This is a genomic window from Methanolobus vulcani (genome assembly GCF_900100715.1).
GTDB lineage: Archaea > Halobacteriota > Methanosarcinia > Methanosarcinales > Methanosarcinaceae > Methanolobus > Methanolobus vulcani.
In genome coordinates, this window is sequence record NZ_FNCA01000006.1 from 185,758 (window position 1) to 198,687 (window position 12,930).

Consider the following 12,930-nt stretch of genomic DNA (forward strand, 5'->3'; position numbering starts at 1 on the left):
GTTGAGTATTTAAGCATATTGACAGACTCTCAAATAAAAATCAAAACTTACAAGGGCTTTAATAATCATACAATAAATTCATGAAAATAGCCATTCTCCTTTTTGATAATTTCACTGCACTTGATATAATAGGTCCATATGAAGTTCTGGCCAAAATGCCGGGAGCTGAAATCTCTTTTGTCGGACACGAAAAGAGAGAATATGCAGATTCCTATGGACTTAAGCTTTCAGCCGGATATTCAATAGATGAACTGACGCAGGCCGATGTATTATTAATTCCGGGAGGATTTGGTATAGACAAACTACTGGATAATAGCGAAATACTTGACTGGATACGCAAGGTTGACAGTACCACAAAATGGATCACATCGGTGTGCTCTGGTTCCCTGCTGCTGGCGCAGGCAGTATTACTGGACGGAAAAAAATGCACTACACACTGGAGACGCAAGGAACAATTGCGTCAGTACAATGTTAATGTTGTTGATGAGAGATATATTAAAGATGGCAAGTACATTACATCAGCCGGTGTTTCTGCAGGAATTGATATGGCATTGTATCTTGTGAGTAAGATTGCAGGAGAAATGGCTGCTAAGATGATATAGCTTGGAATTGAGTATGATCCTCAGCCGCCATATGATTGTGCTTCACCGGAGAAGGTATCAGCAGAGATGCTGGAAAGGTTGAAGTAATTTCATTGAATATTGTCAGGAAGAAAAAATTTTAGTTACTTTTCCGTTTCTCAAAGCATTTCCTGAACTTCTCAAGTGAAAAAGGCTTTCCATGTCCCGGATAAAAAATGCTGCAGCCAGTTGAAAGAAGTTTCTCCCAGCTTTTGATAAGATCCTCTTCATCATTAGCAAAAGGCGGATAAACAGTTCCAGGAATCAGATTAAAAAGCGTATCACCAACAATTGCGGACTCATTATTGATTATCACGCAAATGGAACCGGAAGTATGGCCCGGTGTGTGAATTATACTGACAGATAGTTCAGGTTTAGAAAGGTCATATTCTTCTTCAATTATAATGTCCGGTTCAACAGGAGTAAATCTGCCGCTCCTGGAAAATAATTTATTTCCGGCTTTACTGAGGATCTTAAAAGGCAGCATTGTACCTTCAGGAAAAAGTGTATATCCTTTTCTCAGGTAAACTACTTCATCTCGGTGACTTAAAACCTTTGCACCGCTTTTTTCTTTTATCTCAGCAAGATGTCCTACATGATCGTAATGGGCATGGGTAACGATAATGTAATCTATATCAGTAATTTGAAGATTGTTTTGTTTTAGAGCTTGTTCTAAATTGTGAATGTTTTTGGAAGAACCGGTATCGATAAGAAAAACTAAATCAGGATTTGATACAAGATAAGCATTGGATTTTCCCATGTGAATGGGAGTTATGTTGTAAGTTTTGCTTTGTTCTGTCATTAAATCCCACTTCAATATGAGATTGTTTTGATATTACAAAAAATATTGTGGTTGATCATTAATTGTTAAAAAATTTAAAAATCTGGAATATAGATGCTTAAGAGCATCTATTATTCTTTATATTCTCTTAGACGTAATTGTCAGTAGTTAACAGCCTTTTTCACCGTTGATATCACCTTCTCAAATTCATCCTCATCCGGCACATGCTTTGCAAATTCAATAAGACTGCAAAGTTCCAGACATTCTTCAACTTCTTTCCAGTCCTTACCTGTCATTTTCAGGTGGTGGATCAATTCTGCATTTGTCACTTCTTTTCTGAGTCCATAGAAATGACTCAGGTATAGCCTCAGAGCCCGGGCAGCAGTTCCATATGCATCTTCTGTTTGTCCATCTTCATAGAGGCTAGCTGATTTATCTACAAGTTCCCTTGCTTCTTTCCTGAAATCGAAGATCTCTTTCACAGGTGCAACATCAACTGCAACGGGAGTTTCCTCTGCTTTCTTTGGTTTGTATTTGTTGTAGGCCAGATAAGCAAGAGCAAGAATAAGCAAAGCTCCGATAGCATACAGTGGATAATTATTTCGTTCCCTGTCCCTGACAAGTTCCACGCTATCCACACTATTGTTTACGAATCTGGCATTGATCTGGGCTGTTTCGTTCGCTGAATTCTCATATTGTATCTGAAGGTCAGTTGCGTTGCCACTTCGTGAGAAGGTTGAATCTGTTTCTGTGAAACCGTAATTCTGCAGTTCCTTCAGGTACTTCTGATAATCCTTGTTCTGAGCAAGTATATCTCTTAAGTTCTGCCGTTCCTCAGCAGTATCTTTCTGAAGATTTGTTATTGTTCCATTATCCATTTCTCCCTGGAGAGTCGCAGTGTCACCATTTTGTTTTTCATAATTTGCCGTGAAGGTTCCGGTGTTATTTGTCGATGGATTAACACTGACATCAGTCAAGTTGTAACCCATATCTGTCAATTCCTGGTTTGCCTTCTGGAAATCCTCATTTGAGGCAAGATTCTGCTGGAACTCCTGCTTCATTTGTTGTTGTTGCTGTATCTGCTGCTCCATTTGTGATTTCAGGGCAGAAGTGTCCTGATCCATCTGGTTATTCTGTGCAGCCTGCTGAGAGGTTTGTGTAGAAGACTGCGTGGAGGATTGCTGGTTGGCTAACTGCTGCATTGCCTGTTGCATTTGCTGTTCCTGTTGTGCAAAAGGGTCAGTTGACTGCGATGAGGACGCATCCTGAGATGAACTCTGGATTGGGTTTGAATTGTTCTGGATCTCTGATTCATTATCTACAAAATGTATCAGTATGTTCAGAGTCACAGCTTTAGTTCCATTTTCATCGTAATTGAAAGTCAGCGACACCTTCAAGGTCTCAGGATCATTGCTGGTCCCAAAACCGAGATTTGTTGCCGAGTCTCCGGCAGGCACTTGGAAACTTGTTGATTTTGAATTGGAACTGGAAACGTGTACGGAACCTGTGTTCATCTCCTGGGTGAAAGTGGCCTGTAATATTCCATTTATGTCTGTTCCGTAGGAATTGTTCATATAGAGAGGAACGTATGCTTGCTCTCCTGTAAGGAAATAGTATTCATCCTGCGGTAGCGTGAATGTGATATCTTTTGCAGATACCACCGGTACCAGCATAAGGAAAGATACCATAACGAAGAGAGATAATGCTATATTTTTCCTGTTCATTGGAGTATCCTCCCCTTTCCGTATCTGTAATAGAGCTGGACAAGTAAGGTCATAAATGCTGCAAAGAAGAACCAGTCCTTGATGTTTGTTTCTTCAGTTTCTCTTTTTATGTTCTCACCAATGTTCTTGTATATTTCATTCAGAGTACTGTCGTCTACGGATTTGAAATACTTTCCACCGGTTTCCTGTGCTATCTTCTGAAGTGTAGCCTCATCGAGTTCCGCATATTGTGGGTTCCCGTACCAGTCATAGCCCAGCAAAACCTTACCTGTAGATCCCATTCCTATTGTATAGACCTGAATATCGTTGGCTTTTGCGAACTGGATAGCTTCATCAGGGCTGATGTATCCCGCATTGTTAACTCCATCACTGAGTAAAATTACAACTTTTTTCTTGTTAGGGATGGATGATGCCATGTCAATTCCAAGACTGAGACCGTCTCCTATGGCGGTAGCTCCGTCTTTTGCTGCGATGTTCTGTAATTTCTCTATTACTTTGTCCTTATCAGGACTAAGATAAGCAGCGGTGGTGGCTCCTGATTCAAAGACGACCACTCCTGCATAGTCCTGGCTTTTAAGTGATTTGATCAGGATTTCAGCAGATGATTTTGCAGCCTCCAGTCTTGATGGCTGGTAGTCCTGTGCCTGCATACTTCCTGAATTATCCATCACAAGCACCACGTTCACTCCTTCTTTTGTTTGCTCAAGGGGAATGTGTGGATTTGCAAAACCTATTACCATAAGACCGATAGTAAGCAGTGAGAGATAAAAGAGATGCATATCCCTTTTTGATTTCTTACTATCGCCCATTGCGGATTTGATAAATGCAAGATTGCTGAATTTTATAGCTTCATTCTTTTTCTGTATCCTTGCTTTTTTCTGAAGATAATAAATAAGGGGAATTATCAGCAAGAATAGCAGAATATAAGGAGAATCAAAACCTGCCATTATCGTATCTCCTTTATTTTCTGATTTTAAAGAATTTATTTAGTGCAACTTCATAAGGCTCGTCTGTGACTAGATCGACCATGTCTATCTTCATTTTCCTGAAAAGTTTCTGAAGTGTTTCGTTATGTTCCCTGACAAGTTCTGCGTAGTGCATTCTTATTTCCTCGTCAGAGGTGTCCACAAGTAGTTGCTCACCGGTCTCTTCGTCTTCAAGTTCTATTAGACCGACATCGGGAAGTTCCTGTTCACGTGCATCCATGACCCTTAATGCCACGATGTCATGTCTGCTTTTCATAATGTTCAGAGGTTTGGAGAAGTCGTCGGAAATGAAGTCTGAGATTACAAAAACAATGCTCCTTCTTTTGAGCATTTTTGCTATGGACTCCATGCTTTCCATGATGTCAGTCCGTTTTTCAAGAGGCTCGTATGAGACCATTGTACCGAGCAGTTTCAGGACATGTTTCCTGCCTTTTCTGGCAGGAATGTATTTCTCGACGTCTTCGGTAAAGAGGAACAGGCCGACGTTATCGTTGTTCTTCATGGCCGAGAACATCAGGCTTGCAGCGATCTCTGTTGCTTTCTGCATCTTGCTAATGTTGCTTCCGAAGCTTCCTGAAGCTGAAACGTCGATGGCAAAATAGACACGCAGGTCCCTTTCCTCTACGAACTCTTTAATGAACGGACGATTGAACCTTGCAGTTACTTTCCAGTCTATGGCACGGACATCGTCTCCTGCCCGATATTCACGTATTTCAGAAAAATCGATTCCCTGGCCTTTGAATACTGAATGGTAGTTTCCGGCTATCAGTCCGTCAACCTGCTGTTTAGTACTGATCTCGATCTTTCTGACCTGTCTGATGATCTCTTTTGTATGGTGCATGGCACATATCTCCGGTTATTATCGTCTTCGGATGAAACCGGAGGCTTAGGGGACTTTTACTTTTTCAAGTATCTCAGTTATCACATGGTCGCTGCTTATCTCTTCGACCTCAGCTTCATAGTTGAGAAGTACACGGTGGCGGAGTACGTGGTATGCTACTGATTTTACATCCTCGGGAATTACATATCCTCTGCCATTCAGAACTGCATGTGACTTTGCAGCGAGTATGAGCCACAGGGATGCACGGGGCGAGGCTCCGTATTCTATGTGGTCTTCCACGTCCACAGAATAACTCTGCGGATGGCGTGTTGCATCTACTATCCGGGCTACATAGTCCATGATTTTCCTGTCGGCGTAGACCTGAGGGATAAAGTCCTGTATCTCGATGATCTCATTTGATGAAAGTATCTTTGATACGCTGGTCTTGACTCCCTGGGTGAACCTTTCGATTATCTCTATCTCTTCGTCCTTTGTGGGATAATCAATAAGCAGTTTTGACATGAACCTGTCAACCTGCGCTTCAGGCAGTTTATAGGTTCCTTCGGATTCTATTGGGTTCTGTGTTGCCATTACAAGAAAAGGTCGCTCAAGATGGAAAGTGTCACCCTGGATACTTACCTGTCTTTCCTGCATTGCTTCAAGGAGTGCAGATTGTACTTTCGGAGGAGCACGGTTTATTTCATCAGCAAGAATGAAGTTAGAAAAGATCGGGCCTTTAAGTGTTGAAAATGAGCCTTCGTTGTGATTATAGATCTTGGTGCCTGTGATATCCGCAGGCAGGAGGTCCGGTGTGAATTGCAGTCGCACAAAATCGCATTCAAGACATTCTGAGATTGTCCTGACCATGAGGGTCTTTGCAAGACCTGGCACTCCTTCAAGCAGCACATGTCCCTGCGACATAAGCGCTATAAGAAGGTTGTCAATTATCTCGTCTTGTCCGATTATTGTGTTCTTTATCTCTTTCCGTAGTTTCTGTATCTGTTCTGAATAATGGGTTGCTGTTTCGTTCAGTTTTTGAATATTCTCGTCCATTTGCTCACCTGCTTTAATGCATGTGATTCTTAAATTCCAGATTATTCATTCCATGCAAGCCCCAATCGCATGAATTTTTTAGAGCCACTTATATTGTACCAAACGAATGAAAAATAATAATGTGTTTTTATCTTATATGTTTTATGTTTATACTTATATCTGGTCGGAACTGCTAGATGAAATATTAGAGGTAAATAAAGACTTTTTCTGTCTATTTTAGTGTCCCGATGATCAAAAAAGAATATTAAAGAAAATAAAGCTTTACAAAAGCTTCATTCTTTCATTTAGAGTTATTATGGATTCTTTTTTGTTAAGTATACTTATATTAAAGCCAGCTAATGAGGGATTTGTCTGAAAAACATTGACTCCGGCTCATATCAGAGCAATATCAGAGTTCGATGTGACCTGACAAAAATAACGATGGAGGAAATGTAATGAGAGATACATGGATGACAATCGTGGGTCCGATATTGCTATTGTTTGCAATGTTCAGGGCTTTGCTACAGGTTTTACTGCCTGAGCTACCCATCAATAATAACAAAGAAGCTCTAAAAGGAGGATATGAATGAAACACAAGATCCTGAAAGGTGTGGCCTGTATGGCGGCAACAGCCGTTTTACTAAAGGCTGTGTTACCTAAAAAGCACATTAAAGCTGAAGAATGATTTCAAAATAGGCAAAAGCGATTTGTTGTAAATTATCCACAATACCACCACCCTGAGATAGCATATTTATCCTATCTCACAACCACCTTCTTATTGATTTTGAGAAGATGTTTTACATTATTTTCGGTTAAAGAAATCAGCTTGTTGTAAATTAGCCAGGCTGAACAATTACAAATAATCATATTTATGCAACTAATTTGATATAAATAATAATGCCAGGGAATTTTTATGAAAAATTTAAAATTTTACATGGTAATGGTTTTTCTTGTATTGCTGGTTTTTGCTTCCGGTTGTATCAGTACTCAGGAAGACCAAACATCCAGTGATTCTAATTCATCTGATGTGCAAATGGGAGATGTACCGACTGGTAATATGACCCCACCTGATGGCGATGACCCCACCTGATGGAACTCAAGGCGGTGACATGGGTATGCCTCCTGGTGGGCAAAGTGGTTCTTCCAGCGTAGATACCGGTACCGGAGCATACGTCTTAGCTGATGGAGAAGAGCTAACTGGAGGAACATGTACATCTTCAAATAATGATGAGAATGCAATCAGAGCAGAAGGTGAAACTACTGCAACACTCAACGATGTAACCGTAGAGAAAACAGATGGTTCTGCATCAAGCAATGATGCTTCCAGTTTCTATGGTTTAAATGCTGCAATTCTTGCACTGGATAATGCAGTCCTTAACATCAATGGCGGTTCGGTTACAGCTACAACTGAAGGTTCAAATGGTGTTTTTGCATATGATGGTGCAACAATTTACATTGAAGATACTGACGTTACTGTAACTGGTGGGAATGCCGGCGGTATCGAAGTTGCCGGTGGCGGAACGATGTATGCAACCAACCTGAATGTACAATCAACAGTGAAAGCTGCAATACGCAGTGACCGTGGCGGCGGAACAATGATTGTTGATGGCGGAACATACACAACCAGTGGAAGCTCAGGTGCACCTGCAATTTACAGCACAGCAGATATTACAGTAAGCAACGCAACCCTTACAGCAGAAACTTCTGAAGCAGTTGTTGTTGAAGGATTGAATTCAGTTACGATTAACAATTGTGATGTGACAGGAGATATGGAAGGTGTATATGGCGATGAAAGTTCAGAGAACATTCATAATGTGATGTTATACCAGAGTATGTCCGGTGATGCAGAAGTCGGAACCAGTTCATTTACAATGACTGGCGGGTCTCTTGTGTCTAATAATGGAGATATGTTCTATGTCACAAATACTCACAGTATTATCACGCTGAACAACGTTGACCTGACCCTTGCTGACGGAACAAATCTTATTGTGATCGCCGGTAATGATGGTTCAAGAGGTTGGGGAACCGAAGGTTCCAATGGCGGTACCTGTGAAGTCGACTTTAATAAGCAAACTGCAACAGGTAACATAACGGTTGATTCAATTTCTGAAATGACCCTGTCAATATCAGATGGATCTTCATACACTGGTACAATAAATCCAGACGGAACAGCAGCTTCAGTGCTTTCTGTAACCATCGATGATACAAGCACATGGACTCTTACCGGTGACAGCTATGTTACAGAACTCAGTGGAACCACAGACAACATTGACTTGAACGGTTACACATTGTATGTAAACGGAGTTGCTTTTGAGTAAGTCTATTGAGAATGGAGGAGGAAGTTTCTCCTCTATTATTTTTATTTTTGCTATTATCCTAGGCGTTTCTATTCTGATATATGCAAAACAGCGGGTAGTTGCGTTGTTATCTGTTTGCAAATAGATAGATTCAGGTAATGAATAACTGGAATTATCCCGAAGGGTCCGGCGAAGCCGGCGTTTTCCCACAGGAAGAAACAAAATAATCTGCCATAATACTCGGAAAACTTTCTTTACAGCCCTTCTGTATAATTATCAGCATAAATGCAACAATCTTCTGTACGGCATTATAGGAACGTGCCGCCTACGGCGGATGGTCGCATCGTTCTTTTGTATCAATAATTTTCTGCAGGTATTATTAGAAACACAGAGGAGCAGGGAACAATAAGTTTGACTAATCGGAAAAAAGATGAATATGAAATATATTTCCTTCAACTCTTTCTCTGCATAAATAAGAGACAAAAAACTGTACACTTTTATCTTAAAACTCAGTAATTTCTGTCAAAAACTTTATTCATCATAGTATCCTGAGTAAAAGGCATGAATGATGAATACGGTAACAAAAGAAGTGATACTTCAGACATTGATGTCATTCCTGGCTGGAACAACTCACTGGCATCTGCTTTTTCAGTCTATAAAGGCCCTTATATTCCAGGCAGGATTGCAACCCAGCATAAAACGGTCTTCAATATCCTTACTGAAAAAGGAGAGATACAGGCAGCAATATCAGGAGCAATGCGTAAGGTTGGCAAGCATCCTGTTGTCGGGGACTTTGTGGTGCTTCTCGACCAGAGTGACATAGGTTCATACACCATCGTGGATATTCTCCCGCGAACATCCTGTCTTTCCAGAGGTTCTGCAGGTGATTCCGGTGAAGAGCAATTGATAGCTGCAAATATTGATACGATCTTCATCGTCACAGCAGTAGGGCATGATCTTAACGTGCGAAGACTTGAAAGATATCTAACTATCGTTCACTCATCCGGTGCAAGGCCAGTTATTGTCATTAACAAGATCGATCTTGCTAAAGACCTGCCGGATGATGAGCTGGAAACGATACAGGAAATAAGAGATATCGCAGATGATGTTCCGGTGATAACTCTCAGTGCTCTTACAAGTACTGATCTGGAAAAGCTGGACCCTTTCATGAATCCAGGCGAAACGATAGCACTCATCGGTTCCTCAGGTGTTGGCAAATCCACCCTCATCAATGCTCTTTTAGGTCATGATATCCAGAAGACATTAAGTGTACGTGAAGATGACGATAAAGGACGACACACCACTACTGTAAGACAGCTTTTCACTCTCCCGAATGGCACAATATTCATCGACAACCCCGGCATTCGCGAGATCCAGCTTGGAGATTCGTCCGATGGCATCGACAGGACCTTTTCCGATATTGCCGAACTTGCCCTAAATTGCCGTTTCAAGGATTGCACTCACCGGAACGAGCCACACTGTGCCGTCAGAAAAGCAGTCGATGATGGCATCATAACTCAGGAAAGGTTCGAAAGCTATCATAAGCTCAGCGATGAGCTAGCCTTCCAGGCAGACAAGGCTGAGATCGGTCTGAAGGGAGTTGAGAAGAAAAAGTGGAAAGGGGTAGCTATTGCTAGGAAGTATGTTAAGTCTAAGGAACAGTGATGTTTGATAGAATATAAAATAACTTCCGGGGTAATCTGTGATTTCTATCTCTTATTTTTTGCTTTCAGAATCTGACCTTTTTTAGTTAACCTGTATTTTTGCATACGGCTTGTGGGTTTATCCGGAATGGTCATTTCGATAATTCCAGATTCCAGTGCAGGCAAAAGATAGTGTTTTCTAAAGTGTTCACTATTTTTCAAGCTTAGAGCATCCTGAAGTTCTTTTCTAGTCATTTCACCAACGATGGTATTAACCAGAATATCTTCCGTGGTGACTTCCGTGGTGACTTCCGTGGTGACTTCCGTGGTGACTTCCGTGGTGACTTCGTTAGCTTTACTTTTTCTGCGAAGGACAAGCACGAAAGAACCATCATCCAATATGAATTCCGGTTCGTTAAGGTCGTGTTTTTTGCAAAGCTGAATCATGTCCAGTGTACCTGTTCCTGCTTTTTCAATATATTTTGCCAGAAACAGGGGTTCAGCAATAAGAGGATTGGCAGGGTGAGATGCATGAGGTTTGCGCAGACTTTCCAGAGATAAGGATGGTGGCAACCCTCCGGGGTTCCATATTTCAAGGCGGTCGGCAAATAGCATAACCTGTACACTTGCGTTGCTGGTATAATCCTTATGTGCAATAGCATTGACAATTCCTTCAGCTACAACCGCCTGTGGAATATCATATTCCACTGGAGCTTCCGGTCCCTGATCTCTTGTGCCTACGGAACGTGTAAGTTTTGACATCACAAAATCTACGGATTGGTCTACAAGATCAAAGACTGTTCCTCTATAAATTTGATAGGATGGGATAGGTTTCTGAATTTCCGTACCGTGAAAATGCAGACATTTTACTTCAGATGTTATTAAGAATCTCTGAGGTGATTTGCCAAACAGAAGTATTGCAGCGTTTGATGGCATTTCCCTATCCATTAGGTTGAGATGTTTCAGGGCATCTGAAACGGAGATATTTTCATGGAGTGCATATTCTCTGGCACTCCGTGCTCTTGCAATGAACCAGTTAATCTTTTCCGGAGAAATGTCTTCAAGTGTTGCATCAGGACACGCAGATGCATCGAAAGGTCCGGTAATTATTGATCCTTTGTCTTCAAGATATTGTACTAATGCTGCATAGGCAGAAGCATTCAGTTCCGGCTGGCTTGAGAAACGGCGGCGTACTAGCTGTTTTTCGGCTATGGATATAAGTTTCTCCATTTTAGGATGCCTTACAACAGAACTGCTACCTTTCACAAAAACAAATCTTGGTTTGGATAATTTAGTAGCTTTGTCAAATTCCCTCTGAGTAGGTGAAAGTCCTTCGTCATCTTCTGAGCCATACTGTTCACCAAACAGAGAAATGTAGATGTCGCAGTGTTTCACTTCATCCAGATATACTTCATCTGCCTTCCTGTCAATTGCAGGCAGATTCTCAAACATGAAAACATCAAAGAAACGCCTGAGCAAAGCGTCACCACTAATAAACTCAAATAGAGATTTGCGTTCGTCTGCAAACTCTTTCTGGACACTGCTGATGAAGATGGTGAGCCTATTCATTTGAAGTTACTTCCATGATGGGAATTGATTAAAGATTTATTGATTATGAATATTTGAACTATTTTATAGTAAAACGAATTAGTCATTTTGTTTTACAAAAAGATATGGGGCTTTTTCTTTCAATTGTCTAAGCAAGTCTTCGTCAAATTTTGCTTCATAAAGAGTTTTGGCTTTTATCAACTGCTTGACAGATAAGCCTCTTGCTTTTCTAAAGTCAGTTTCTCTTAAATCAGCTTCTTCAAAATTTGCGTTCGAAAAATATGTCCCTTCAAAGCTAGTCTTTTGGCAGTCTGCATTTTTAAAAGTTGCTCCTGCAAATTGTGCATTTTTTACACTTGCATTTTTAATTATTGTGTTTGTCAAATCAGCCTCAACAAATATTGATTCTGTTAAATTTGCATTTGACAAATCAGAATTGTTTAATTCCGCAAATAGAAATGTAGATCTTTCCAAATCAGCCTCTACAAATTTACCTCCCCAGATATAGCTATCAACAAAAGATGCATATTTTAGTTTTGAAGAATTGAAATTAGCATATTGCAAATAAGAATAACTAAAATCAAGGACATTATGTTCATTTTCAGATTCATTATTTCTCCAATTGATAACCTCAATAATCGATCTAATTTCTATTGGAAGAATGTCATCGATTCCAGAGTCATCTGCCAATTTACGAGGTGAATTTTCTCTGATATACGCAGTTAATATTTCCATAATTGACCAGTGATCTTTCTCAGAATCTTTGGCAATTCTTTCTAATGCATATATTCCACCAAGTCTAATTTCAGTTTTATCACTACCTAAGTGTTCAACTGCTCTGGTGAAACGTTCAGTAATTTGGCCTTCTTCAAGAATCAACACATTTTTTTCAGTAGCAGATACTCTTCTCCAAGTAAAATAAACTCCAGCAAATAAAACAATACCACCAAGTATTTGAACCAATGTTACTCTAAATGCATTTTCAAGCTCAGCTAGTTCTTTACTGTTAAGATTATAGCTATATTTCTCCAATTGAATAGCTGGACCTTTCCATAGTAAAATAATTGAAATTACAAACAAGGTAATCATAATGGTTGTTTTGTAATTTGACAAGAAAGCAGACAATTTAGACTCAATAGCTTTTAATTTTAATTCAGGGAGTAGAGCTCTGTTGATGTATTTTATGTAGATAAACCCAATAACAAATTCGGCTATTAGCAGTATTATAGATATTTTTGTAATGTGATTATGCATATAAGAAAATAAAATTAAGTATTCATTTCCAACAAGGTTGAAACTTAGTATAAAGACGGTGAAGGTAAATAATAGACTAAATAGGATTGTTTTTGCTAATTTTCTATTATTGTCGGAAGTCACAATTAAACAAATGTATCAATATATTTCAAATTAACTACTCAAAAACAATAATAATCCTTTAATGATATCTCTTTCAATCCTTACTAATATCAAACTCTACCA

At 40.0% G+C, this 12,930-nt stretch carries 12 protein-coding genes; 5 read left to right on the forward strand and 7 right to left on the reverse strand.

Translation table 11 applies throughout. The features are described from left to right. Positions 1-80 precede the first annotated feature (80 nt). The gene (locus BLP52_RS10110) at positions 81-602 is read left to right on the forward strand and encodes a DJ-1/PfpI family protein (RefSeq protein WP_202905772.1); all 522 of its coding nucleotides are present in this window, start codon (positions 81-83) and stop codon (positions 600-602) included. Positions 603-720: 118 nt separating this feature from the next. Here BLP52_RS10110 and BLP52_RS10115 read toward each other — a convergent pair whose 3' ends face one another. From BLP52_RS10115 to BLP52_RS10135, 5 genes are all read right to left on the reverse strand, one after another. Continuing rightward, positions 721-1,422 carry an MBL fold metallo-hydrolase gene (locus BLP52_RS10115; protein WP_238380795.1) on the reverse strand — a complete coding sequence of 234 codons (702 nt, stop codon included), beginning with the start codon at positions 1,420-1,422 and terminating at the stop codon, positions 721-723. Positions 1,423-1,562: 140 nt separating this feature from the next. Next, the gene (locus BLP52_RS10120; protein WP_091710347.1) at positions 1,563-3,125 is read right to left on the reverse strand and encodes a hypothetical protein; all 1,563 of its coding nucleotides are present in this window, start codon (positions 3,123-3,125) and stop codon (positions 1,563-1,565) included. Continuing rightward, positions 3,122-4,072 carry a vWA domain-containing protein gene (locus BLP52_RS10125; protein WP_091710348.1) on the reverse strand — a complete coding sequence of 317 codons (951 nt, stop codon included), beginning with the start codon at positions 4,070-4,072 and terminating at the stop codon, positions 3,122-3,124. Before BLP52_RS10125 ends, BLP52_RS10120 begins: the two co-directional genes overlap by 4 nt. Before the next feature lie 13 nt (positions 4,073-4,085). Then, on the reverse strand, positions 4,086-4,952 hold the full coding sequence (locus tag BLP52_RS10130; protein WP_091710349.1) for a DUF58 domain-containing protein: 867 nt from the start codon (positions 4,950-4,952) through the stop codon (positions 4,086-4,088). Between the two features lie 45 nt (positions 4,953-4,997). Then, the gene (locus BLP52_RS10135) at positions 4,998-5,984 is read right to left on the reverse strand and encodes an AAA family ATPase (RefSeq protein WP_091710350.1); all 987 of its coding nucleotides are present in this window, start codon (positions 5,982-5,984) and stop codon (positions 4,998-5,000) included. A gap of 434 nt (positions 5,985-6,418) precedes the next feature. On the opposite strand from BLP52_RS10135, the gene BLP52_RS14810 reads away from it, so the two are divergent. The 4 genes from BLP52_RS14810 (at position 6,419) to rsgA (ending at position 9,925) form a co-directional block, all read left to right on the forward strand. After that, on the forward strand, positions 6,419-6,553 hold the full coding sequence (locus tag BLP52_RS14810; protein ID WP_274377648.1) for a hypothetical protein: 135 nt from the start codon (positions 6,419-6,421) through the stop codon (positions 6,551-6,553). A 323-nt stretch (positions 6,554-6,876) separates the two neighbouring features. Next, positions 6,877-7,053: a hypothetical protein gene (locus BLP52_RS14600; protein ID WP_202905773.1), complete on the forward strand. Its 177-nt coding sequence runs from the start codon at positions 6,877-6,879 to the stop codon at positions 7,051-7,053. Next, the gene (locus tag BLP52_RS10140; RefSeq protein WP_202905774.1) at positions 7,034-8,281 is read left to right on the forward strand and encodes a hypothetical protein; all 1,248 of its coding nucleotides are present in this window, start codon (positions 7,034-7,036) and stop codon (positions 8,279-8,281) included. The genes BLP52_RS14600 and BLP52_RS10140 overlap by 20 nt, the downstream gene beginning before the upstream one ends. 540 nt (positions 8,282-8,821) lie before the next feature. Then, on the forward strand, positions 8,822-9,925 hold the full coding sequence (gene rsgA, locus BLP52_RS10145) for a ribosome small subunit-dependent GTPase A (protein WP_091710351.1): 1,104 nt from the start codon (positions 8,822-8,824) through the stop codon (positions 9,923-9,925). Positions 9,926-9,969: 44 nt separating this feature from the next. Here the strand turns inward: rsgA and BLP52_RS10150 are convergent, their stop codons facing one another. Together BLP52_RS10150 and BLP52_RS10155 are read right to left on the reverse strand one after the other, a co-directional pair. Next, entirely contained in the window at positions 9,970-11,472 is a 1,503-nt protein-coding gene (locus BLP52_RS10150; RefSeq protein WP_091710352.1) for a Fic family protein, read from the reverse strand. 78 nt (positions 11,473-11,550) lie between these two features. Further along, positions 11,551-12,828: a pentapeptide repeat-containing protein gene (locus BLP52_RS10155; protein ID WP_154717847.1), complete on the reverse strand. Its 1,278-nt coding sequence runs from the start codon at positions 12,826-12,828 to the stop codon at positions 11,551-11,553. Positions 12,829-12,930 lie beyond the last annotated feature (102 nt).